This is a genomic window from Streptomyces sp. NPDC041200, assembly GCF_055591805.1.
This window is the reverse complement of sequence record NZ_JBVIZF010000003.1, coordinates 495,296-517,173: the sequence shown is the minus strand read 5'-3', so window position 1 is coordinate 517,173 and position 21,878 is coordinate 495,296. Positions and strand designations below refer to the sequence as shown.

Annotated in this window: 17 protein-coding genes; 7 read left to right on the top strand and 10 right to left on the bottom strand. The window is 73.8% G+C overall.

The annotated features are described in order from the left end of the window. The 7 genes from ACZ6CL_RS12035 to pgfA all read right to left on the bottom strand — a co-directional run bounded on the left by ACZ6CL_RS12035 (position 1) and on the right by pgfA (position 10,573). A complete protein-coding gene (locus tag ACZ6CL_RS12035; RefSeq protein ID WP_468934513.1) occupies positions 1-903 on the bottom strand; it encodes a DMT family transporter in 903 nt (300 codons plus the stop codon). Next, a complete protein-coding gene (locus tag ACZ6CL_RS12030) occupies positions 888-1,652 on the bottom strand; it encodes a class I SAM-dependent methyltransferase (RefSeq protein ID WP_468934510.1) in 765 nt (254 codons plus the stop codon). The genes ACZ6CL_RS12035 and ACZ6CL_RS12030 overlap by 16 nt, the downstream gene beginning before the upstream one ends. Beyond that, positions 1,649-3,094: a condensation protein gene (locus tag ACZ6CL_RS12025; RefSeq protein ID WP_468934507.1), complete on the bottom strand. Its 1,446-nt coding sequence runs from the start codon at positions 3,092-3,094 to the stop codon at positions 1,649-1,651. Before ACZ6CL_RS12025 ends, ACZ6CL_RS12030 begins: the two co-directional genes overlap by 4 nt. Further along, the gene (locus tag ACZ6CL_RS12020) at positions 3,091-7,434 is read right to left on the bottom strand and encodes an alpha-(1->3)-arabinofuranosyltransferase domain-containing protein (RefSeq protein WP_468934505.1); all 4,344 of its coding nucleotides are present in this window, start codon (positions 7,432-7,434) and stop codon (positions 3,091-3,093) included. The genes ACZ6CL_RS12025 and ACZ6CL_RS12020 overlap by 4 nt, the downstream gene beginning before the upstream one ends. Further along, complete coding sequence (locus ACZ6CL_RS12015; RefSeq protein WP_468935225.1) at positions 7,431-8,159, bottom strand: class I SAM-dependent methyltransferase; 729 nt, start codon at positions 8,157-8,159, stop codon at positions 7,431-7,433. The genes ACZ6CL_RS12020 and ACZ6CL_RS12015 overlap by 4 nt, the downstream gene beginning before the upstream one ends. A 5-nt stretch (positions 8,160-8,164) precedes the next feature. Then, entirely contained in the window at positions 8,165-9,370 is a 1,206-nt protein-coding gene (locus tag ACZ6CL_RS12010) for a glycosyltransferase family 4 protein (protein ID WP_468934502.1), read from the bottom strand. A 234-nt stretch (positions 9,371-9,604) separates the two neighbouring features. Next, complete coding sequence (gene pgfA, locus ACZ6CL_RS12005) at positions 9,605-10,573, bottom strand: cell envelope lipid trafficking protein PgfA (protein ID WP_468934499.1); 969 nt, start codon at positions 10,571-10,573, stop codon at positions 9,605-9,607. 156 nt (positions 10,574-10,729) lie between these two features. Here pgfA and ACZ6CL_RS12000 point away from each other — a divergent pair, with 156 nt between their 5' ends. From ACZ6CL_RS12000 to ACZ6CL_RS11980, 5 genes are all read left to right on the top strand, one after another. Next, positions 10,730-10,909 (top strand): hypothetical protein, encoded by a 180-nt coding sequence (locus tag ACZ6CL_RS12000; protein ID WP_468934496.1) that lies wholly within the window; start codon positions 10,730-10,732, stop codon positions 10,907-10,909. A 5-nt stretch (positions 10,910-10,914) separates the two neighbouring features. Beyond that, on the top strand, positions 10,915-12,141 hold the full coding sequence (locus ACZ6CL_RS11995) for a PucR-like N-terminal domain-containing protein (RefSeq protein WP_468934494.1): 1,227 nt from the start codon (positions 10,915-10,917) through the stop codon (positions 12,139-12,141). 179 nt (positions 12,142-12,320) lie between these two features. After that, on the top strand, positions 12,321-13,100 hold the full coding sequence (locus ACZ6CL_RS11990; RefSeq protein WP_468934492.1) for an IclR family transcriptional regulator: 780 nt from the start codon (positions 12,321-12,323) through the stop codon (positions 13,098-13,100). Next, the gene (locus ACZ6CL_RS11985) at positions 13,097-13,951 is read left to right on the top strand and encodes an SMP-30/gluconolactonase/LRE family protein (protein ID WP_468934490.1); all 855 of its coding nucleotides are present in this window, start codon (positions 13,097-13,099) and stop codon (positions 13,949-13,951) included. Before ACZ6CL_RS11990 ends, ACZ6CL_RS11985 begins: the two co-directional genes overlap by 4 nt. A 90-nt stretch (positions 13,952-14,041) precedes the next feature. Beyond that, positions 14,042-14,530 carry a hypothetical protein gene (locus tag ACZ6CL_RS11980; protein WP_468934489.1) on the top strand — a complete coding sequence of 163 codons (489 nt, stop codon included), beginning with the start codon at positions 14,042-14,044 and terminating at the stop codon, positions 14,528-14,530. A 34-nt stretch (positions 14,531-14,564) separates the two neighbouring features. Here ACZ6CL_RS11980 and ACZ6CL_RS11975 read toward each other — a convergent pair whose 3' ends face one another. After that, entirely contained in the window at positions 14,565-15,443 is an 879-nt protein-coding gene (locus ACZ6CL_RS11975) for a helix-turn-helix transcriptional regulator (RefSeq protein ID WP_468934487.1), read from the bottom strand. 102 nt (positions 15,444-15,545) lie between these two features. On the opposite strand from ACZ6CL_RS11975, the gene ACZ6CL_RS11970 reads away from it, so the two are divergent. Together ACZ6CL_RS11970 and ACZ6CL_RS11965 are read left to right on the top strand one after the other, a co-directional pair. Next, a complete protein-coding gene (locus ACZ6CL_RS11970) occupies positions 15,546-16,241 on the top strand; it encodes an SDR family NAD(P)-dependent oxidoreductase (protein ID WP_468934485.1) in 696 nt (231 codons plus the stop codon). 218 nt (positions 16,242-16,459) lie between these two features. Beyond that, entirely contained in the window at positions 16,460-19,633 is a 3,174-nt protein-coding gene (locus tag ACZ6CL_RS11965; protein WP_468934482.1) for an ATP-binding protein, read from the top strand. Here the strand turns inward: ACZ6CL_RS11965 and ACZ6CL_RS11960 are convergent. Both ACZ6CL_RS11960 and ACZ6CL_RS11955 read right to left on the bottom strand, forming a co-directional pair. Then, positions 19,614-20,405 (bottom strand): ABC transporter permease, encoded by a 792-nt coding sequence (locus ACZ6CL_RS11960; protein ID WP_468934479.1) that lies wholly within the window; start codon positions 20,403-20,405, stop codon positions 19,614-19,616. The genes ACZ6CL_RS11965 and ACZ6CL_RS11960 overlap by 20 nt on opposite strands. After that, positions 20,402-21,370: an ATP-binding cassette domain-containing protein gene (locus ACZ6CL_RS11955; protein WP_468934477.1), complete on the bottom strand. Its 969-nt coding sequence runs from the start codon at positions 21,368-21,370 to the stop codon at positions 20,402-20,404. The genes ACZ6CL_RS11960 and ACZ6CL_RS11955 overlap by 4 nt, the downstream gene beginning before the upstream one ends. Between the last annotated feature and the right edge of the window lie 508 nt (positions 21,371-21,878).

Genomic DNA, 21,878 nt, shown 5'->3' with positions numbered 1-21,878 from the left:
TCAGCGCTCGCTTCCTTCACGTTCGAGTTCGGGTGCCGGGTCGCGGCGGGGGAGCGTCAGCAGCACGCACACCGCCAGCGCCGTCCCGCCGAGCCGCAGCGCGAGCCGCCACGGCTCGTGCGGCAGTGGCTCGCCGAACGCCACCGTCCCGCACACCACCGTGAACACGCAGGTCACCGTCGTGCACACCGGCACGATGAGCGACGCGCGGCAGCGCTGCAGCGCGGTCTGCGACAGCACCAGGCCCGCCGCGCCGGTGAACAGCAGCAGATACGGATACGGGCCGCGCAGCAGCGTGAGCGCCAGGGAGCCGGGGTCGTCCGTCGTCAGCAGCCCCGACACGCCCTTGATGGCGAGCGAGCTGACCCCGTACAGCAGCCCGACCGCCACCCCGTACTCCACGCCCGTGACGGACGCCTCCGGGCGGCGGGCGCGACGCTCCGTCGCGCCGTACAGCAACACCCCCGCCACCAGCGCCGGGACGCAGATGGCGAGCAGTGTGCCGGTGGCGGCGGTGCGGCTGACGTCGCCATCACCCCGCAGCGATGCCACCACCATCACCAGGGCGCACAGGATCAGTCCGATCCCGGCCCGTTCGCGGCCACTGGTCCGCTCGCCCAGCACCCGGGAGGAGAGCAGCAGGAGCAGCACGAGACCCGACACGAACAGGCCCTGCGCGGCCGCTATCGGCAGCGTGCGGTACACCACCAGCTGGGCCGCGAACCCCGCCGCGAGCGCCGCCGAACCGGCCAGCCACAGCGGGCTCCCCAGCAGCAGCCGCAGCAGCCGGGCGGGGCGGGTGGTGCTCAGTGGCGGCAGCGCGGACAGGGCGCGCTTCTCCAGCACGAAACCGGTGCTGTACGCGACGTTCGCGAGCAGCGCCGCCATCACGCCCCACCCCATGCGCCCTCCCGCCGCCGCGCGTGCACCAGCAGGATCGAGGCCAGCGACGGCACCCGGCACACGGCCCGGTCCAGTGGCCGCGCCACCCGCGGTACGCCGTGGAAGGGCGCCCCCGCGAGCCGTACCACCTCGAAACCGGACGCGGCGAGGAAGCCGCGCAGCGCCCGTGCCGTGTACAGCCGCAAGTGGCCGACGACCTCACGGCCCGGGCGGCCGTGGATGCCCCGCAGGCTGACCTCTGAGAACACCGGCTGCACCCCGGCCAGCAGCAGCCCGCGGTTGTACCAGGCCGCCAGGTTGGGCGTGGAGAGCAGCAGATGGCCGCCGGGGCGCAGCACCCGGTGTATTTCGTCCAGCGCCGCGTCCGGGTCGACCAGATGCTCGACCACCTCGCTGAACACGCACGCGTCGGCGCTCCCGTCGGCGAACGGAAGCCCGCCGTGGTCGAGTTCGCCCCGTACGACGGCGGGCAGCCGCCGCGCGGCGCGGCGCAGCGCGTCCTGCGACCAGTCGACGCCGATGAGGCGGTGGCCGCGGAGCAGGGGGAGCGCGGTGGCGGCCGCGGTGCCGTCGCCACAGCCGATGTCGAGGATGGTGGCGGCCGCGTTTCCCCCGTTTCCCCCGGTTCCCCCGGTTTTTTCGGCGTTGAGCGCGTGGGCGAGCATGCGTGCCTGGCGGCGGCTGCGGTCCGGTCCGGACGCGACGGGGACGGCGGGGTTCTCGTAGAAATCCCGGAGCGCCGGGCTCATGCCGTACCCCTCGTGTGCGCGTGGGCGGTGGCGGCCAGCGCGCGCTGGAAGAGGCCCGCGAGCCCCGCCCCCGCCGCGTCGTCCAGCAACGCCCGCGACCAGCGCAGCGTCACATGCAGCCGCCCGCCGGTCGAGGCCGTCGTCACCGTCAGCCCGCGCGGCATACGGGCCGGGGCCGAGAACCACACGGCGGTGGCCCGGCCCGCCTCGCCGAAGTCGAGCGCGTACGGAATCCGGCCGATGTTGCTCAGCAGCGTGGTCGAGGTCCACGGCCCGGCCGCCTGCCGCAGCCCGCGGGTCACGGCGGCCCGCAGCCCGACCGGTACGGCGGGCACCGTGAGCAGTGTCCCCGCCACCCCCAGCTGCGCCCGTGGCGCGGCCTTCAGCGCCCGGGTGCGGGCCGCGGTGCGGTGCAGCAGCCGCGCCACCGCCGCCGGGTCGGGGGTGTCCCGGGTCAGGAGGCGTGCGTCCGCCCGCTCCTCGGGCCCGAAGCCGACTTCCACCAGCCGGGTGCCGTTGCCGATGGCCATCTCGGACGCGCCGCGCGGCCGGTCGTCCACGGGCATGGTGATCCGTACGGGGGCGGGTGGGCGGTCGTGCAACTCGTTCCAGCGGGCGGCCATCAGGCAGGTGGCGACGAGGAGTTGGTCGTTGACGGTGGGGCCGCCGGGTGCTCGGGGCGGTACGGGAAGCTCGGAGAGCAGCAGGCCGTTCCCGGTGCGGGGCGCGTGGGTGTCCCTGGCGATCCGTACGGGCCGGGCGAGCCCCCGCGCGCCCCCGCGCTCGGGCGCGGCCACCGGGGGTGGCGGGGACGGGGTGGACGGGGTGGCTCTGGTGTCGCCACCGGCTTTGGTGTCGCCACCGGCTTTGGTGTCGCCACCGGCTTTGGTGTCGCCACCGGCTTTGGTGTCGCCACCGCCGCCGTACAGGGCGGCCGCGGTGGCGAACACCCGCAGACAGGACGGCCCGTCGAGCGCGGTGTGGTTGACGGTGAGGACCAGGACGCAGCCGGTACGGTCCGGCTCGGTCACCACCTCCAGCCGCACCGGGGGCGACGCCGTGAGCGGCGGACACACCGCGAGCGCCCGTTCCCGGGCCCGGGTGAGGGCGTCGGCGGCGCACGGGGAGAAGCTCACCGGCTCGACGTCCGGCCCGTCGGTCACCTCCCACTCGTACCGCCGCCGCCACCACGGCCCGGGCGCCTCCCGCACCAGAATCCGCGGATGCGCCCGCAGCGCCTCCCGGAACGCCTCCCGCAACCGCCCGGGCTCGGGCCGCCCCGGCAGATGCACCTCGATGTGCACGGTCTCGGGCTCGTCGTCCTGCAGACAGTGCCGGGAGATCTCGTCGACGGTGGGAAAGGGAATCCGCCGCGCGCGGTGCGGTGCGCCCTGCCCGGCCGAGGTGGACCCGTTGCCGGTGCCCCCGTACAGCGCGGTCATCGGCCCCGGCCTTCCTGGGGGCCGCTGGCACCGGCCCCGGGCGGTGCCTGATCGCCCGCCGCCGCGTCGGCCGCGGGCGCGCCGGGACCCGGCGGGTCGTCCGCCCGGTGCGCCGTCTTCCCGCCGTCCGGAGGAGACGCGTGGCCGAGGGGTGGGGCGATGAGGGTGGGGGCGTCGTCGTCAGGCGTGCCGGGAGCCGCTGGCGGCGGGGCGCCGTACCCGGGGGCGGCCCCGGCACGCCCGGCGGCGCGGGGCGGGACCGTCACCACCGCCGCCGTCAGGGCCACGATCGCCAGCGCCTGGGCCACCCCGCTGAACGCGCCCTCGCTCGCCGCGGCCGGTTCGCCCGCGCCCGTGGCCGCCACCACCGCCGCGGCCGCCATCGCCGTGAGGGCCGTGGGGGCCAGCCAGGCGGGGCGGTACCAGGCGAGGAGGGCCAGGACGGGAACGGCCAGGGCCAGCCAGCCCGCTACGACGATCATGACCGCCGTGACGGCCACCGTGCCGAGGACCCAGCCGGGTGCGGGAACCACGGGAGGCGTGGCGGCGGGCTCGACCGCGCGGCGGCGGGCGAACGCCAGACCGGCCAGGATGAGCACCGCGGCCGCGCCGCCGATGAGGCCCGCGGTGTACGTCGTCGACGGTTCGTACGTGAGCGTGACCGTGCCGCCCTCGCCCGCCGGGACGAGGAAGGCCTGCTGCCAGCCGTCGACGCGCAGCGGGGTGAGGTCGCGGCCGTTCAGGGTGGCCTTCCAGCCGTCGTTGTGGTTCTCGTACGTCTGCAGGTAGACGGCCTGGCCCGGGGCGACGGTGACCGTTCTGCGGTCGCCCGACCAGTCCTTGGCCCGGACGGTACGGGTCTCCGACGTGGCGGCAGCGGGCTTGCCGCGGGTCAGGGTGACGTCGGTCAGGGCCAGCGGGCCGGTGTCGCCCGCCTCCACCGTGTGACGGCCCGTGTCCAGCCGCAGCTTGCTGCCCTTGGCCTCGTCGCCGCAGAGCCGGACCGTCACCGGACGGCGTTCGGTCAGGTCCTTGACCAGGCCGGAGGCCGACGTGGCGTGCAGGGCGCCGTCCACGGCCAGCGCCGGGCCCTGGCCGCAGGGCAGGGAGAAGCGGGCCTTCGCCGAGGGCGGGGTGGTGCGCAGCATGCTGCCCAGTTCGGGGATGAAGACCTCGCTCAGTCCCACCGGGAGCTGCAACTCCTGCCCGGCGACCGGGTTGTGCAAGGTCAGCGGCGCGGTCTTGCTGATGGTGATGTCGAGCCGGTCGGTGGTGATGGCGGGGAAACGGGCCCAGCCGTTGGCGTCGACACCGGCGGTGGCGGCGCCGTCGGGGGAGTTGATGAGCACTTCCTCGGGGCGGGTGGAGAGTCCGCCCGCCGCCGCGAGCACGATTTCGCTGACGCGTTTCTTCCCCGGCCAGCGCAGATGCAGAACGGGGGAATCGCCCGCGATCCACGCCGTCGTCACATCGCCGTCGATGAGGTTGCGGGCACCGAGCGAGGTGCCGGTGCGGCTGGTGGAGTCGGCGGTGATGGTGACCCGGGGCGACTGGCCGGGCGCCACCTGGGCCAGCAGGGCGTCGAGCGCGCCACCGGGGACGGCGACGGCCTGGCCCGCGATGGTGTACGCGCCGTCGCTCCCGGCCCGGAACTGGCGGTGCAGCCCGACCTCCGCCGACGCGGGGGAGAGGCCGCCCGGGTCGGCGGACCGGTGCAGCGAGACCACCTCGGCCGGGGCGTCACCGCGCCCCGCGTCGGCCGGGAGCGACAGCAGCCGGGTGACCTGCAGGCCCGGCACGGACACCTCGGAGAACCCGGCCCCCGACAGACCCGGCTTCGGCGTCTGCGAGCCGGTGATCGTGATCTTCAGCCACTTCGCCGGACCGGACGGCACCTTGACGGACTGCGCGGTGCCGTTCGGCTGGAGCGGGCTGTCCGCCGACCCGGTGTCGGTCTGGACCCGTACGGACGTGGGCGCGGCGCGCATGCCGTCACCGGGCAGCGGGGTCAGCTGGATGGAGTCCGGCAGCCGCAGTGTCTGCGCGAACTCGACGCGCAGCCACTGCCCCACCGGCTTGCCCGCGCTGCCCTCGGCCCACGCCGTGTCCGGGTTGCCGTCGAAGGCGCCGACGGGGTCGTACTGCGGCAGGTGGAACAGCCAGTTGCCGCTGCTGGAGGCGGACACCGAGAGCGCTCCGCGCAGCGTGGCGGTCGTCTGGTGGCGGGTGCCCGTCGTGGGCAGGATCTGGCGCGGTGGGTCGCCCGGATCCGTCAGGCTGCCGGACGGATTCCGTTCGTCGGCGGTGTACGTGTACGAGGTGCCCGAGTTGACGAGCCCGAAGCGGGTGTCGGCGCGCCGCAGGCCGTCGCCGACCGCCCGCAGGGCGGGGCTGCCGGTCCCGGGGTGGCGGTCGCCGGTGAGGACGGTGGGGCGGTCGGCCATCGAGGGGTCGGCGGAGAGCTGCAGCAGCGACTCGGGGCCACCGCTGACGGCGGCCGTGGCGGACACCGGCTTGGCGCCCACCGCCCCCGGCCGCGCCACGCCCTCGGGCCGGTAGATCTCGACGGCCTGGCGGCGCGGGAACAGCCCCTGCACCTGCACCGGGGTGTTCGCCGCGATCCGGCCGCCCGTCATGAGCGGCCCGAATCCGGTGACCTTGCGGTAGCCGGAGGCCTCCAAGGTGCGGGCGACGGTCTGCGGCGGTACGTAGCCGATCTGGTCCGGATCGAGGTCGTTGCGCACGACCACCTCGTGCAGCCCGGCCCGGGCGAGGAAGTCCCGCAGCCCCGGCACCTCGCCGCCACTCAGCAGCGCCTGCTCGACCGCGTCCATCGCGCGCCGCGATCCGGCGGTGCCGAACGGTACGAAGTCCCGCTGGGCCCAACGGGATTGGGCGAGGACATCGAGCGGCTGGTCGATGGGGCTGCCCCAGGTGTAGAGGCCGTGCGCGGTGGCGGGGACGACGAGGGCGCGGCTCCGGGCGGCGTGGTCGTCGAGCCAGTCGGCGGTCTTCTCCCAGTAGGCGGGCAGTGCGCTGAAGCGGCCCGGCTGGAGCACCGTCCCGTTGAGATACGGCCACGCGAGCGCCGGGAGGAGCAGCAGGGCCAGCACCCCGGGGAGGAAACGGCGGCCGGGGATCGGGCGCCCGGCCGTGAGTACGTGCATGAGCCCGAGCGCGAGCGCCAGGGCGAGCCCGGTCTGGAACTTGTAGATGTTGCGGAACGGCCGCAGCCACCCGTCCAGCCACCCCTGCACCGTCTCGTGGAACGGCCCGCCGAGCGTCCCTCCGTACCCGGCGAGGGTGATCAGCGCGACCGAGAGCACGACGAGCAACAGCCACCGCCGCTCCGGCAGATCGCGCCGCGCCAGCCCGGCGAGACCCAGCGCGGCGGCGAGCCCCGAGCCGAGGACGGCCACGACCGAGGCGGCCACGGTCCAGCCGCCGGGCAGCCACGCCTCGCCGAAGTGCAGATACGCCACCCAGTTGCCCGCGCCGCGCAGCGTCTCGGTGGCGGCCATGGTGGCGGTGGTGGTGTCGGCCTGCTCGATGTACGGCAGGAAGTTCTCGCCGTACACCCCGAGCAACAGCAGCGGTACGACCCACCACGCCGTGGCCAGCAGCACCCCCGGGATCCACCACCCCAGCAGCGCCCGCTGCCGCCGTCCGGCGGGGCGGCTGAGCAGGTACAGCGCCACCGGCAGCAGCGAGGCGAGCGTGGAGGCGGCGTTGACACCGCCCATGCAGGGGACGAGCAGCGCGGAGCGGGCGGCGGCGATACGGGGGAGGCTCGCCGGGTTGGTGAGCGGCAGCACGACCCACGGCAGCAGCGCCCCGGGGAGCGCGGCCGCCGAGGTGGAACCGACGACGATGGTGAACACCGGCCACAGCGCGTACCCGGCCGCGCCCAGCAGCCGGGTCGCCGGGCTCCCGACGCGCAGCCGCTCCGCCAGCCGCAGCGCACCCCAGAACGCCACCGTGACGATGAGGGACATCCACAGCCGCTCGGCGAACCACACCGGGATGTGGAGGAGGTGGGTGAGCGCGTAGTACGGCAGCATCGGGAACGCGTAGCCGATGTACTGGTCCGCGATCCCGCCGAACCCCGCCCGGTCGTGCCACAGCGAGCCGAGGTCGGCGAGGAACCCGAACGGGTCGAGGACCACCGGCAGTTTGGTGTCGAAGGACATCTTGCCGGCCGAGGGCGCGAGGAACGCCACCAGGACGGCGGCCCAGAACCCGAACAGCCAGCGCCGCCCGCGCGGCCGTTCACCGGGCGCGGGCGGCGGCGGGTCGGCCGGGGTGCGCACCTGGGGCGGGGACGGGACGACCTGGGTCATGGCGACCGCCTAAGGATCAGGAGGAGGTTCCACGTCGCGACCTCCCGCAGTCCCGGCACCCGTGTGACCGCCCCGGTGAGGAACGGCCAGTAGCGGGAGCGCGCCGAGACCACGGACACGTCCGCGCGGCTGCGGACGTGGCGCAGGACGGGGCCGATGTGGAGGGGGAAGAGGTTTTCGCCGAGCGTGTGCTTGGCGGCCCGGCCGGTGCGGCGCCGGTAGCGGGCGCGGGCCCGCTCGGCGCCGAGATAGTGCCAGGGCGCCCACTCGTGGCCGCCCCAGGGGGAGAGCCAGTTGGTGTACGAGACGTAGATCAGCCCGCCGGGGCGGGTGACCCGTACCAGCTCGCTGAGGAAGGTGTACGGATCGGCCACGTGCTCCAGCACGTTGGAGGAGAACGCGACGTCCGCCACGCCGTCCGCGAGCGGCAGCAGATACCCGTCGGCGAGGACGGCCCCGGCGGGCGGACGGCCCCGGGAGGTCAGCTCGCCGGTGTCCGGTTCGAAGAGATAGGCGTGGGCGCCGTGGCGGCGGAACTCCTCGGTGAAGTGGCCGCTGCCACCGCCCACGTCGACCACCACCCGCCCGCGCAGCGGCCCGCCGTACCGCGCCACTTGCCGCGCGGCGTCCCGGGCGAGGAGCCGGTAGCCGTGTTCGGGGTCGGTCTGCTCGTGCAGGAAGGCGCGGAAGAGGGTGACGGAGCGACGGATCGAGGGGTCCCGCACGCCGCTCACCGCCAGGGTCTGAGCGACGACGACAGGGGGACGGGCGGGACGGAGGGGAGGGGTGGTGGCGCCGACAGATACGCCTCCGCGGCGACGGCCCGGAAGCCCCGTACGGTCGCGCTCCACCGGAACCGCTCCGCGCGCAGCCGGGCCGCCCGGCCCAGCGCCTCGCGCCGCTCCGTACCGAGCGCGAGCGCGCACCACGCGGCGGCGAACGAACTCTCGCCACGTGCCAGCACACCCGTCACCCCGTCGTCGACGGAGTCACGCAGCCCGGGGATGTCGAAGCCGAGCGTGGGCGTGCCACGGGTGGCCGCCTCCATCACCACCAGGCCCCATCCCTCGATCAGGGAGGGGTGCAGCAGCAGCCACGCCTGGCACAGCAGCCGGTGTTTCTCCTCCTCGGTGACATGGCCGGTGAAGGTGACCTGGGGACCGGCCATCGCCTCCAGCCGGGCCCGCTCCGGGCCGTCGCCGACGATGACGAGCCGCCCGCCGGTGACCGGGCGCACCCGTTCCCACAGCCGCAGCAGCAGGTCGACGCGCTTGTACTCGACCAGCCGCCCCATCGCGAGGAACAGCGGCTCACGGGACGCGGGCAGCAGGGGCCCCGGCTCCTCGACGCCGTTGTGCACCACCCGGATCCGGGTCCGGTCGACGCCGAGGGAACGTAAGCCGGCGGCGGTGGAGTCGGAGACGGCCACCATCAGGTTGCCGCGGTGGGTACCGGCCAGCGCCCAGTGTTCGAGGCGCCTGCCGAGCCGGGCCGCCGGGCCCCGGAAACGCAGCTTCCAGAGGTCGGTGTGGACGTGGTTGACCAGGCACAGCGTGGGACCGCGGTGCCACAGCGGCGCCAGGTAGGGCAGTCCGTTGCACACCTCGACCAGCAGATCGCAGCGGCCGACCCGGTGGGCGAGGGTGTGCGGGGTGCGCAGGAAGTGGCCCAGCTCGCCGAGGGTGCGCCCGTGGCCGCCCGCGGACACCACCTGGTAGCCGCGGGCGTCGGCGGGACCGCCGCACACCAGGGTGACCTGGTGGCCGTGGGCGGTCAGCCCCTCGGCGATCCGGTCCACCAGCAGCTCGGAGCCACCGGCCGCCGGATTGCCGAGGTCACGGCGGGCGAGGAAGACGATCCGGTGCGGCAGCGGGGCGGTGGCCTCCGGCGTGGCATCGGGGGGTGCGGCGGGGGACGGTCGTACGTGCTGGGGCATGGCGGTGTGCTCCAACTCGTCTCAAGGTGCGGAGACTTCGTAGGAAGGCTGCGGCTTCGTAGGAAGACGTGCGGAGAGAGAGCGAACGTGCCGAACCGGGGGTGTGCGACGAGGTGTGCGATGGGGTGATGCTCGTGGGGTGGTCAGTTTTCGCTTCCTCGTTCGCCCCGGCTACTCACCGGCGTGACAAATTGCGGGACCCGGGCAGCTGACGCTTCATCACTTCGCGCGGTATCACTCGCGTGCCCGCCTCCCCCGCACCACCAGCACCGCTCCCGCCACCGTCAGCACCGCCCCGGCGATCCCCGCGGCCAGTGGCGCCGTCTCGCCGACCAGCTTCAGCCTGCGGTTGTCGTCCCTGGCCAGCTTCACCTGGCTCCGCTGGGTGGCGGGGGTGAACTCCAGTCCCTCGCCACGCAGCAGCGTGACCCGGTCCCGGTCGCCACCGGGGGCGCGCAGGGTGACCTTGGGCGAGATCCCGGCGAAGATGATGCGCCCGGTGCGGCGGTCGGCCACCAGCTCGATGCCGGTGTTCGCGTACCACTCCTCGGCCTGCACCTGTCCCTGCTTGCCCCGCCCGACCAGCCGCCCGGGCACCTGGCGGGTGCCGGTGCGGGTGGGCCGCACGGTGCCGGTGAAGCGGTAGCCGTCGTACCCCTGCACCTTCGCGGTCCCGTCGAAGCGGAGCGGGACGGTGGCGCCCAGCGTGCTGTCCCACCAGCGGTACGTCTGCTTCTTCACGTCGAACGGGAACTTCAGGTACGCGTCCCCCTGGAACGGCCCCGGCGACTCGCCGCAGCAGTGCACCGGCTCGTTGGTGCGGCGGTCGGTGACCCAGCGTTCGGTCTTCCACTGGAACGCCCGGCGCGGGTCCCGCAGCGGCAGGGTGCGCGGGGTGTCGACCGTCGTCGACACGTCCCACACGGCGCGCCCCGTGCGGTCGCTGTCGTGGACGTCGCCCAGCACCCGGCGGGTGATGGTCAGCCGCTGGTCCCGCCGCTCCTCGACGGCGTCCGTGTCGAAGTAGCTGCCCGGGCCGGTGAACACCGTGGTCACGTCGGTGTCGATCGGTGTGCGTTTCGCCCGCGGCTCGACGTACCAGGCCAGCAGGGGTGCGAGGACGAGGAGGAAGACGCCGAGCCCGAGCGGGATCAGCGACAGCGGCCAGAAAACGGATGATCTGGGTGATACCGAGCGGCGCATGGCAGGCACTCCGTCTCGATGCGGCCGGATATTACCGGCGAGTCTTAGGCCCGGGACCGTAAGCGCAGGGTTGACGGAGTGTCAATCCTCCTTCCATGCTGGGGAGTTGCCGGACCGGGCCGGTGCGCACGCCATACGGAAGGGGCTCGCCGCGCCATGCCCAGACTGCTCGCCGCCGCCGTGACCTGCGTCCTCTCCGCCGCCCTCGCGGTCGGCGCGGCGCTCGGCATCGTCGCCCTGCTGGGCGTCACACCCGACCAGCCGAACGTCCCCCTCGTCACCTTCCCGACCTCATCCCAGACGGGGGCCACCGCGGCCCCGGCAGAGAAGCGCTAGCGGGCATGGCGTCGCCGTTGCGTTCGGCCTGGCACGAGGTGCCCCGGTCGCGGGTGCGCCACTTCGCCCGGCTCGCCCTGGACGAGGTGCCGGTCCTCGCCGAGGGCATCTTCCGCGAGATCCGCCGCGAATACCCGAACCTGGTCATCGTCCCGGACGAGAACGGCGAGCCGGTGGCGCTGGTGGGCATCCGGCGCGCCCTCGAACACTTCGTCCAGTACGTGTCGGACGGCTCCGGCGGCCCCCGCGAACACCCCGAGGTGTTCCAGGAGTTCGGCCGTGGCCAGGTGCAGCACGGCCGCAGCCTCGACTCGCTCCAGGCCATGTACCGGCTCGGCGTACGGCTCGCCTGGCGCCGCCTCGCCGAGATCGGCCAGCAGGTCGAGATCCCCGCACCCGCCATGTACGAACTCGCCGAGTCCGGCTTCGAGTACCTGGACGGGCTGGTCGCCGAGTCCATGCGCGGCTACGCCGAGGCCGCGGCCCGCCAGGCGGGGGAGCGGCTGCGGCTCCAGCGGCGGCTGCTCGACCTCCTCCTCACCGAACGCCCCCGCAAGAGCCCCGCCGACGCCGACGCCCTCGCGGAGCGGGCGGCCCGCATCGGCTGGCCGCTGCCCGAGCGGGTCGCCGTCGCCGTCCTGCTGCGCCCCGCGCGCGAGGCGCTGGCCCCCGCCGTCGGCCGGGACGTCCTCCTCGACATGGAGTGCGAACAGCCGCGCATGGTGCTCCCCGACCCCGAGGAGGCGGGCCGCCCCGAGCTGCTGCGCCGCGCCACCGCGGGCTGGTCGGGCGCGGTCGGCCCGCCCGTACCGCTGGCCGAGGCCGCCAAATCGCTGCGCTGGGCGGCGGCCGCGGTCCGGCTGATGGAGCGCGGGCTGCTGCCCGCCGGGGAGGTGCTGCACTGCACCGAGCACACCGAGGCGCTGGTGCTGCTGCCGCCGGAGGAGCTGATCGACGCCCTGGCCCGCCGCCGTCTCGCCCCGCTCGCCGGATGCGGCCCCGCCCAGGGGCGCCGCCTCGCCGAGACGCTGCTGGCGTGGCTGGAGACGCGGGGCGGCGCGCCGGAGATCGCGGACCGGCTGGGGGTGCATCCGCAGACCGTGCGCTACCGGCTCCGCCAGATCAGGGAGCTGTGGGGCGACGAGGTGGAGGATCCGGACCGCCGCTTCGAGCTGGAGCTGGTGCTGCGGGCGCAGCGGCTCCGCGGCGACCTGCTGCCGCCGGTGCCGTAGCGTCTTCTTGTCGGCTGTCCTGGCGGTCGACTTGTCGGCCGTCTTGTCAGCGACTGCCAAGGTCTTTGCGAGACCGTTGCCGTGAGAAGTGGCCTATGCGTAACCTATGTTCGCGATACCGGTCAATAGCCGGGATCTCGAACACTTGTTATCTGGACCAGAAGGGGTGGGCGAACCACATGGGACGCCTCGTGCCCGCGGTGACCCGGGCTCTGGACATTCTCGAGCTGTTCCTCGACGGCGACGGCACACTCTCCGCCCCCGAGATCACCCGCCGCCTCGGGCTGCCCCGGACCACCGTCCATGAGCTGGTGACCACTCTGGCCGCCCGCGCCTATCTGGTCCAGGTGCCCGAGCAGCCCGGCCGCTACCGGCTCGGTGTGCGCCCGTACCAGCTCGGCAGCCGGTACGCGGAACAGCTCGACCTGGCCGCCGAGGGCCGACAGGTCGCCCAGAGCGTCGCCGAGACCTGCGACGAGACCGTCCATGTGGCCATTCTGGAGGGCACGGACGTCATCTACATCGCCAAGGTCGACTCGACCCACGCCGTGCGCATGGTCTCCGCCGCGGGCCGCAAGCTGCCCGCCCACTGCACCTCGGTCGGCAAGATGCTGCTCGCCTCCCTCCCGGAGGACGAGCTGACCGCCCGGTTCCCCGAGGACCGGCCGCTGGCCGCCATGACGGACAACAGCATCACCTCCCCGGCCGAGCTGCACCGCCACCTGGCCGCCGTGCGGGAGCGCGGCGTCGCGGTCGAGCGGCAGGAGTCCAACCCCGATGTGAGCTGCGTGGCCGCGCCGGTGCGGGATTCGGCGGGCAAGGTGGTGGCGGCGCTGTCCATCTCGGTGCCGACGATCCGCTGGAGCGAGGAGCGTCAGACGGAGCTGGAGGAACTGGCGGCCAAGGGCGCGGGCGAGCTGTCCGTCCGCCTCGGACACCGGAGGGGACGCGGCATATGAGCCGACGGGGATGGGACGTGGCGGTCCGGGCGACCGCCGAACTGGGCGAGGGCCCGACCTGGGACGCCACGTCCGGGCGGCTGATCTGGGTGGACATCCTCTCCGCCCGCGTCCACACCTACGACCCGGCCACCGGGCGGCACACCACCCTGGCCACCGAGCAGCACGTCGGCGCGGCGAAGCCGCGGGCGGGCGGTGGTCTGGTGGTCAACCTGCGCGACGGCGTCGGCCTGTACGACTCCGCCTCGGCCTTCCGCTGGCTGGTCCGCGCCCCCGTGCCCGGCCGCCGGGGCAACGACGCGGCCGTCGCCCCGGACGGCTCCCTGTGGGCGGGCACCATGCGCTACGACGAGCGGGCGGGCGGCGGCACCCTCTCCCGTATCGGATCCGACGGCGCCGTGGCGGAGATCCTGCCGGACGTGGCCGTCAGCAACGGCACTGGCTGGAGCCCGGACGGCCGCCTCATGTACTACGTCGACTCCCCGACCCGCCGCATCGATGTCTTCGACGTCACGGGCGAGGCCGTCACCGGCCGCCGTCCCCTCGCCCACATCGAGGACGGCGCGGGCTTCCCGGACGGGCTGTGCGTCGACGCCGACGGCTGCGTCTGGGTCGCCCTCTGGGACGGCGCCGCGATCCGCCGCTACACCCCGGACGGCACACTCGATCGGGTGATCCCGCTGCCCTTCCCCCGCCCCACCGCGTGCGCCTTCGGCGGGTCCGGTCTCAGCGACCTGTACGTCTCCTCGGCCCGCGTCGGCCTCGGCGCCGCCGCCCCGCCGCTGGCCGGGTCGGTGCTGGTCATCGCGGACGCGGGGCGGGGTCTGGCACAGCCCGCGTTCGCGGGCTGAACCACCGGCGGACCCACCGGTCCTCCGCACAAGATCCTCACACCGGGTAGGCCCCGCGTGCTCCGCACGTCACATAACCTGCCGGGCGAAATGAACGACGCGCACACATCTCGTACGACCCGTACGTCCCGCCGGAAGCCGAAGCCCCACGGGCGCGGCCGCCGCGCCCGCCGGGGGCGCGGGCGCCGGGTGCTGATCATGGCCGCCGTGCTGGGTCCCGTACTGGCCGCGGTGTTCGTGGCGGAGCTGGCCACCGAGGGCTACTGGCGCGCCCCGGCCCCGAAGCCGTCGCCGGAGCGGCCATCTCCGGAGCGGCCGGAGCCCGCCGCGTCGCGCGACGCGAGTACGGCCGCCACGGCCGAGGAGGCCGACCGCGAGCGGGAGGCCTCACACACCCCCGACGACGCGCCCTCGTCCGACGATCGGGCACCCTCGTCCCCGCCCCCGGGAACGTCCCGGGCCCCCGGGCCCCCGGAAGCCCCGGACCCGAGCCCCACGTACTCGGCCCCGTCCTCCCCGGCGGCCCCGGCCCCCCGGCCGCCGCCGACCTGCACCCGCTTTCTGTGGTGGTGCGCCTGAGCGCGGTGCCCCGGCGGCTTCGTGCGCGGGTGCGTTACGGCGTGGAGAACCGACCGGGCCCCGGGGGCGCGGGGCCGTCGGCGCTGACGCCGTTCGTGACCCGCAGGAACTCCAGCTTTTCCGCATCGGCGGAACCCGCGGCCACCGTGTAGACGACGAGGCGGACGTCGCAGCCTGGGACGGTGAGCACGTCGCAGTCGCACGTCACCTCGCCGACCTGGGGGTGCAGGATGGTCTTGCGAGCCGAGACGTGCGGACCGACCGCACCCTCGTCCCACAGCCGGGCGAACTTCGCACTGGTGGAGCGCAGTTCCGTGACAAGGCCGATCAGTCCACGGTCGCGGGGGTAGTTGACGAGAGCCGTGCGCAGATCGGCGACGAGGGCGGGGTTCAGGGTGTCGCTGTCCTGGAGCACGGGCCAGGCCGCCAGCCCCGAGGGCCCTGCGGCGAAGACCGCCCGCGCCAGGTTCCGCTCGACGGGTGTCCGTGCGCTGGGGTCGCCCAGGAGCACTGCCCACGCCGGAGTCCAGGACAGCAGGGTCCAGTCGGCACTGAACACGCCCACGGGGAACTCACCGAGGCGAGCCAGCATCCGTTGGACCCCCGCTGGAACATGCGTGGAGATCGTCCCCTCCTGTGGCGGGAGGAGGCCGGCCAGCCGGTAGGCGTGATCGCGCTCCATGGGCTGCAGCTGCAGTGCCCTGGCCAGGCTCGCGACGACCTGCGCCGAAGGGCTCGTGGCGCGCCCCTGCTCCAGCCGCACCACATAGTCGACCGACAGCCCCGCGAGCTCGGCCAACTCCTCGCGTCGCAACCCCACCGCACGCCGTCCGGGCTGCGAGGTCCGCCCGACGTCGAGGGGAGAAAGCCGGTCGCGCCAGCGGCGCAATGCCGTACCAAGGGTCTCGTCCACACAATCAGTGTGTCCGCCGTGCAGCCGTTGTGCCTGGTACTGGCTGTCCTACCGTCACAGAGGGCACTGGTTGTCCTCTCGCCACAGGCCGAGAGTGAACGCATGACGACAACATTCATCACGGGAGCCAACAAGTCCCTCGGGTATGAGACCGCCCGCCGCTTGATCGAGGCCGGCCACACCGTCCTCGTCGGTGCACGTGATCCAGAGCGCGGCCAGGCGGCCGCCAACGCACTCGGTGCCCGTTTCATCCAGATCGACGTGACCGACGACGCGTCGGTGGCCGCGGCCGCCGACGACGTCGCGGCTCGCGAGGGCGGCATCGACGTCCTGATCAACAACGCCGGCGTCTTCGGGACGCACAGCCCCGCCGACCAGATCACGGCCGCTGACGCCGGCGAGGTGTTCGAGGTCAACGTCGTGGGGATCGTCCGGGTGACGCACGCGTTCCTCCCTCTGCTGCGCAAGTCCGCGAGCCCGGTGATCGTCAATGTGTCGAGCGGCATGGGGTCGTTCGCGGCCACCCACGACGCCGGGCGCGTCGAGGGCCGGGCCATCGCGCCGCTGTACACGGCGTCGAAGGCTGCCGTGACCATGCTGACCACGCAGTACGCGAAGTCCTGGCCGGACGTGAAGGTGAACGCGGCCGACCCGGGCTACACCGCGACCGACTTCACCGGGCACAGCGGCCCGCAGACAGTGACCGAGGGGACCGACGCGATCGTCGAACTCGCCACCATCGGGACGGACGGACCGACCGGAACCTTCCGTGACCGCCACGGTGAGATGCCCTGGTGATCCACCCCTGACTCCGCGGCGCGACCGGCACGGGACGAGGGGTCCACAGTGGCGAACTCGTGCCGAGGTCCTTCAACTGCCGGGCATGGCGCCCAGGGTCGCCTTGGGTTGGCTGGGCTGACAAACGGTCTTCCAGGGGCCGAACCGCTCTTGTCCACAACGACGAGCCAAGCATGGGGCAGTCACATGATCGGCCGGACAGGTCCTAGTCTTCACGGGTGACCACCGATCTGACTCTGCTGCCGCGTGTCGCCTATCGCGGGCGGGAGGTCACCGCGCCCCGGCTTCGCGCCCTCCTCGCGCTACTCGCGGGCGATGTGCGCACGGGCTGTGGCATCGAGCGGCTCGTGGCCGGGCTGTGGCCGGGGGAGTTGCCGGAGCGGCCGGGGAAAGCGGTGCAGGTGCTCGTGTCCAGGGCGCGGGCGCAGCTGGGCGCCGACGTCATCGCGGGCACGCCGACCGGATACCGGCTCACCCTCGCCGAGGATCAGATCGACAGCTCCGCTCTGCTGCTGCACGCCGCCGCGAGCGCGGACCGGGCCAGGGCCGGGGACCACGCGGGATCGCTGGCGGCGGCCGAGGCCGGGCTCGCGCTGTGGGAGGGGACCCCTGACGGGACCGGTGACACCGACGACCCCGTGGCCGCGTTGCGCGCCGAGCGCGCCCCCGTCCGCGGCACGCTCGTCCGCGCGCGGGCGCTCGCGCTCGCCCGGCTGGGGCGGCACGCGGAGGCGGCCGGGCCGCTGGCCGCGGCCGCCGCGGAGCGTCCGCGCGACGAGGAGGTGCTCGCCGAGCTGCTGCGCTGCGAGGCGGCGACGGCGGGCCCGGCCGCCGCGCTGACGCGGTACGAGGCGTACCGCCGCGAGCTGCGCGATGAGCTGGGCGCCGATCCGGGCTCCGGGCTCCGGGCCGTACAGCGGGAGCTGCTGCGCGGCGAGGCGCCCGTGGTCCGGCACGGCGTGCCGCACGAGCCGAACCCGCTGTTGGGCCGGGATGAGGACATCGCGGCGGTGGAGGCGTTGCTGCGCACCTCCCGCGCCGTCACCGCCGTCGGGCCCGGTGGCCTCGGCAAGACCCGGCTCGCGCACGCCGTCAGCCGTCAATGGGGTCTCCCCCGCTCGAGCGAAGCCGAGAGCTTGGGGAACGAGCAGCGCGTGGTGTCGGTGTACTGCGTGCCGCTCGCCGGTGTCACCGCGGACGACGACGTGGCCGCGGAGGTGGCCTCCGCGCTCGGCGCGGGGGAGAGGCGGCACGGCGCCCTGAGCGGCCATGCCGCGGCCGACCCGGTGACCGGCATCCTCGGTGTGCTCGGCTCCGGGCCCGCGCTGCTGGTGCTGGACAACTGCGAGCAGGTCATCCGGGGCGCCGCCGACCTCGTACGTGCCCTGGTCTTCGCCTCGAAGGACCTGCGGGTGCTCGCCACCAGCCGGGCCCCGCTGGGCCTGACGTCGGAGGCGGTGTACGCGCTGCCGGAGCTGGGTCTCGACACCTCGGTCGAGCTGTTCACCCAGCGGGCCAGGGCCGCCCGGCCCGGCGTGGCGCTGCCGCCGGACGCGGTGGCCGAGCTGTGCCGCCACCTCGACGGGCTGCCGCTCGCCGTGGAGCTGGCCGCCGCGCGGGTGCGGGTGCTGTCGGTGCCGGAGATCGCCCGCCGCCTCGGCGACCGGTTCGCGCTGCTGCGCGGCGGGGCGCGGGACACACCGGAGCGCCACCGCACGCTGCACGCGGTCGTGGAGTGGAGCTGGAACCTGCTCGCGGAGGACGCCAGGGCGGCGCTGCGCACGCTGTCCGTCTTCCCCGGCGGCTTCTCCGGCGAGGCGGGCGAGCAGGTGCTGGGCGAGGACGCGCTGTCCCTGCTGGAGCAGCTGGCCGGTCAGTCGCTGCTCACCGTCGCCGACACCCCGGTCGGCGTGCGGTTCCGGATGCTGGAGACCGTACGGGAGTTCAGCGCGGCCCGGCGCGCGGAGGCGGGCGAGGAAGAGGAGGCCATCGGCCGGTTCCTCGCCTGGGCGCGGGACTTCGGGGTCGCGCACCACGACTGGCTCTTCGGCTCGGACCCCCTGGCCGCCGGGAAGCGGATCAGGCCCGAGCAGGACAACCTCGTGCTGGCCCTGCGGCACGCCCTGGCCCGTACGGACGGCCCCACCACCGCCGCCCTCACCGCCGTCCTCGCCGCGCTGTGGTCCACCGACTCCGACTACCTCCGCCTCGCCACCCTCGCCGCGGACACCGGCCCGCCGCTGTCGCATTACCACCCCGAGCCCGCATCCGTCGAAGTCGCCCGCACCGCGGCGGTGTTGTGCACGGCGGGCCTGTTCATGAATTTCGGCCCGCACGTCGTGCGCCACCTCGTCACCCTCCGGCGGTTGCCCCCGGCTCCGCCGGACACGCTGCTGCGCGCCACCGCGGTGGTGCTGAGCGCGGTCCCCGAGATGCTGCCTCCCCGCTACGACGTGCTGCGCAAGCTCTGCGACAGCGAGCGGCCGCTGGTCGCCGGTATCGCCGAGTGCGTCGCCACCTACGTCTGGGAGTACGAGCACGACATCGACGGCGCGCTCGCCTCGGCTCGGCGGATGATCGCCGCACTGGCACGGACCGACAACCCGTCCATACAGGTCATGGCCCACTCCCGGCTGAGCGAGCTGTGCTTGAAGCTGGGGGAGGGCGAGGCCGCGTACGGGCACCTCAGGACCGCGCTGGAGACGCTGCGGCGGCTCGGCGGCGAGCACGACTACATCGGCATCCGCTGGGGCCTCGCCCTCGCCTGTCTGCAGCGCGGTGATCCCGACGAGGCCGAGTACTGGCTGCGGCAGGCGGAGGGGGACAGCGTTCGGCAGCAGGACGCCTTCTACAGCCCCGACCTCGGCGTGCGCGCCGAGATCGCGCTCGCCCGCGGGCAGACGGAGGCCGGGCTCGGCCTGTGGCGCCGCGCCGTGGCGCGGATGTTCGAGGCCGGTTCGCCGTACGGCGGCGACCCCTGGGTCGACCAGTGGGCGCTGCAGATCCACTCGGCGGCGGTGGCGGCGCACGCGCACGCCGGTCGCCCCGAGCTGGTCGCGGAGGAGGTCGAACGGCTGCGGACGCTGCTGTCCGGCCCGTCCTGCCCGCCCATGGAGCTGCCTGTCCTTGGGACGGTGCTGCACGCGCTCGGCATGGCGGGGATCGCGTCCGGCGACGGGTCCGGCGACGGGTCCGCCGTGCGGATGATCGCGCTGGCCGAACGGCTGCGGGCGCTGCGCGATTTCCAGCCGACGATGTCGGCGGCCCGCGCCCGGCGGGCGGCCGAGGACGCCCATGGGGCGGCGTACGCCGACGCGGTGTCGGAGTACGCCGCCCTGGGGCGGGACGAGTTGCCGGAGGCCGCCCGCGCGCTCATTTCGGGTCGCGCCTGAACAGCGACTTCGACCAGAAGTAGCCGAGCACGGTCAGCCCCAGGGACCAGCCGATCGTGATCCACCCGTTGTTGCCGATCTCGCTGCCGAGCAGCAGCCCGCGCAGGGTCTCGATGGCGGGGGTGAACGGCTGGTACTCGGCGATCGGCTGGAACCAGTCCGGCATCGCGTCGATGGGCACGAAGGCGCTGGAGATGAACGGCAGCATGATCAGCGGCATCGCGTTGTTGCTGGCCGCCTCGGCGTTCGGGCTGGCCATGCCCATCCCGACGGCCATCCAGGTGAGCGCCGTGGCGAACAGCGTGAGCAGCCCGAACGCGGCCAGCCACTCCAGGGTGGTGGCGTCCGTGGACCGGAAGCCGATGGCCACGGCCACGGCGCCGACGAGCACCACGCTGATGACCGCCTGCAGCACGCTGCCGAGGACATGTCCGATGAGCACGGAGCCGCGGTGGATGGCCATCGTGCGGAAGCGGTCGATGATGCCCTCGGACATGTCCATGGAGACGGAGACCGCGGTCCCCGCCGGGGTGGCGCCGATGGTCATCACCAGGATGCCCGGAACGAGGTAGGCGATGTACTCGGAGCGATCGGCGCCGCCGCCCCCGATGCCCGCGCTCATCACGTCGCCGAAGACGTAGACGAAGAGCAGCAGCAGGATGATCGGCGTCAGCAGGATGTTCAGCGTGAGGGAGGGGTATCGGCGGGCGTGGAGGAGGTTGCGGCGCAGCATGGTGGCGGAGTCGCGGACGGCGAGGGGGAGAGTGCTCATCGGACGGTCTCCTTGGGCTGGTGGGGGACGTTGGTGTCGCTGGTGAGGGCGAAGAACACGTCGTCGAGGTCGGGGGTGTGCACGGTCAGTTCGTCGGCCTCGATTCCGGCGGAGTCCAGCCAGTCGAGGAGGGAGCGCAGTTCGCGCTGGCTGCCGTCGCTGGGGATCTGCAGGGCGAGGGCTTCGTCGTCGCGGGTGGCCTCGCGCAGCGCGGAGGCTGCGGACTGGTAGGCGGCCGGGTCGGTGAAGCGGAGCCGGATGTGGCCGCCGGGGATGAGGCGTTTCAGTTCGTCGGCGGTGCCGTGGGCGGCGATCTTGCCGTCGTTCAGTACGGCGATGCGGTCGGCGAGTTGGTCGGCTTCTTCCAGGTATTGGGTGGTGAGGAAGACGGTGACGCCGCTCGTGACGAGTTCGCGGATGATCTGCCACATGGTGTGGCGGGAGCGGGGGTCGAGGCCGGTGGTGGGTTCGTCGAGGAAGATGATGCGCGGGTTGCCGACCAGGGTCATGGCGATGTCGAGGCGGCGTTTCATGCCGCCGGAGTAGGTGGCGGCGGGCTTCTTCGCGGCTTCGACCAGGTCGAAGCGTTCCAGGAGTTCGGTGGCGACCCGCCGTCCCTCGCGTTTGGGCAGGTGGTGCAGGTCGGCCATGAGGAGCATGTTCTCCTCGCCGGTGATCAGGCCGTCGACGGCGGAGAACTGCCCGGTGACGCCGATGGCGGCGCGGACCGCCTGCGGGTCGGTGGCGAGGTCGTGGCCGCCGACGCGCAGGTGGCCGGCGTCGGCGGTGACGAGGGTGGAGAGGATCTTGACGGCGGTGGTCTTGCCCGCGCCGTTCGGGCCGAGCAGGGAGAAGATCGTTCCTTCGGGGACGGCCAGGTCGATGCCGTCGAGGACCTTCTTCTCCCCGTACGCCTTGTGCAGCCCCTTGGCCGCGATGGCGAGGGCGTTCGATGTCGTCGTCATGCCGCACAGCTTGCGGCGAGGCGGGTTCAGCGCGGTTTCAGCGCGCTTCCAGTGCCCTGAAACCGAAGACGCCGATTATCTCCGGCAGCGGCCACCCCAACCCGGCCGAATACGCGCGACCAGGGCACGTCGGGTCGGTGGTGACAGACGACATCGTGACCTGGCTGGCACACCCGGGAGCCTCGCCGCGCTCTGCCGGAGCCGGGCCGCCTCGGACTGCGGGCTGCGGCAGGTGTTGTGCACGCTCTCGTACCAGGTCTGGGTGCCCGGCTTGCCGGTCACCGCCTCCCACAGCGCGTTCGCGGTCAGCTTCTCCTCGTCGACGCCTTCGGTCAGGCCGGGCCGACGAGCCCGTAGCAGCCGGTCTTGCCCCGGGGGATCACCGTGAACCCGGCCGGGACGGCCCGCCGGGGGCAGCGCGCCCCCGGACGGGTGCGGCGAGGGCGAGCGGCACGGGGAACTCCACCCGCCAAGGGTGACCCGGCACAGTGAATTAATCGGGGAGGCG

Excerpts from the sequence above, each read along its gene's own strand:
- ACZ6CL_RS11970 (WP_468934485.1), top strand. The coding sequence starts at position 15,546 with ATGACGACAACATTCATCACGGGAGCCAACAAGTCCCTCGGGTATGAG.
- ACZ6CL_RS12035 (WP_468934513.1), bottom strand. The coding sequence starts at position 903 with ATGGGGTGGGGCGTGATGGCGGCGCTGCTCGCGAACGTCGCGTACAGC.
- pgfA (WP_468934499.1), bottom strand. The coding sequence starts at position 10,573 with ATGCGCCGCTCGGTATCACCCAGATCATCCGTTTTCTGGCCGCTGTCG.
- ACZ6CL_RS11985 (WP_468934490.1), top strand. The coding sequence starts at position 13,097 with ATGAGCCGACGGGGATGGGACGTGGCGGTCCGGGCGACCGCCGAACTG.
- ACZ6CL_RS11990 (WP_468934492.1), top strand. The coding sequence starts at position 12,321 with ATGGGACGCCTCGTGCCCGCGGTGACCCGGGCTCTGGACATTCTCGAG.
- ACZ6CL_RS12000 (WP_468934496.1), top strand. The coding sequence starts at position 10,730 with ATGCCCAGACTGCTCGCCGCCGCCGTGACCTGCGTCCTCTCCGCCGCC.
- ACZ6CL_RS11960 (WP_468934479.1), bottom strand. The coding sequence starts at position 20,405 with ATGAGCACTCTCCCCCTCGCCGTCCGCGACTCCGCCACCATGCTGCGC.
- ACZ6CL_RS12020 (WP_468934505.1), bottom strand. The coding sequence starts at position 7,434 with ATGACCCAGGTCGTCCCGTCCCCGCCCCAGGTGCGCACCCCGGCCGAC.
- ACZ6CL_RS11955 (WP_468934477.1), bottom strand. The coding sequence starts at position 21,370 with ATGACGACGACATCGAACGCCCTCGCCATCGCGGCCAAGGGGCTGCAC.
- ACZ6CL_RS12010 (WP_468934502.1), bottom strand. The coding sequence starts at position 9,370 with ATGCCCCAGCACGTACGACCGTCCCCCGCCGCACCCCCCGATGCCACG.
- ACZ6CL_RS12030 (WP_468934510.1), bottom strand. The coding sequence starts at position 1,652 with ATGAGCCCGGCGCTCCGGGATTTCTACGAGAACCCCGCCGTCCCCGTC.
- ACZ6CL_RS11980 (WP_468934489.1), top strand. The coding sequence starts at position 14,042 with ATGAACGACGCGCACACATCTCGTACGACCCGTACGTCCCGCCGGAAG.
- ACZ6CL_RS11995 (WP_468934494.1), top strand. The coding sequence starts at position 10,915 with ATGGCGTCGCCGTTGCGTTCGGCCTGGCACGAGGTGCCCCGGTCGCGG.
- ACZ6CL_RS12025 (WP_468934507.1), bottom strand. The coding sequence starts at position 3,094 with ATGACCGCGCTGTACGGGGGCACCGGCAACGGGTCCACCTCGGCCGGG.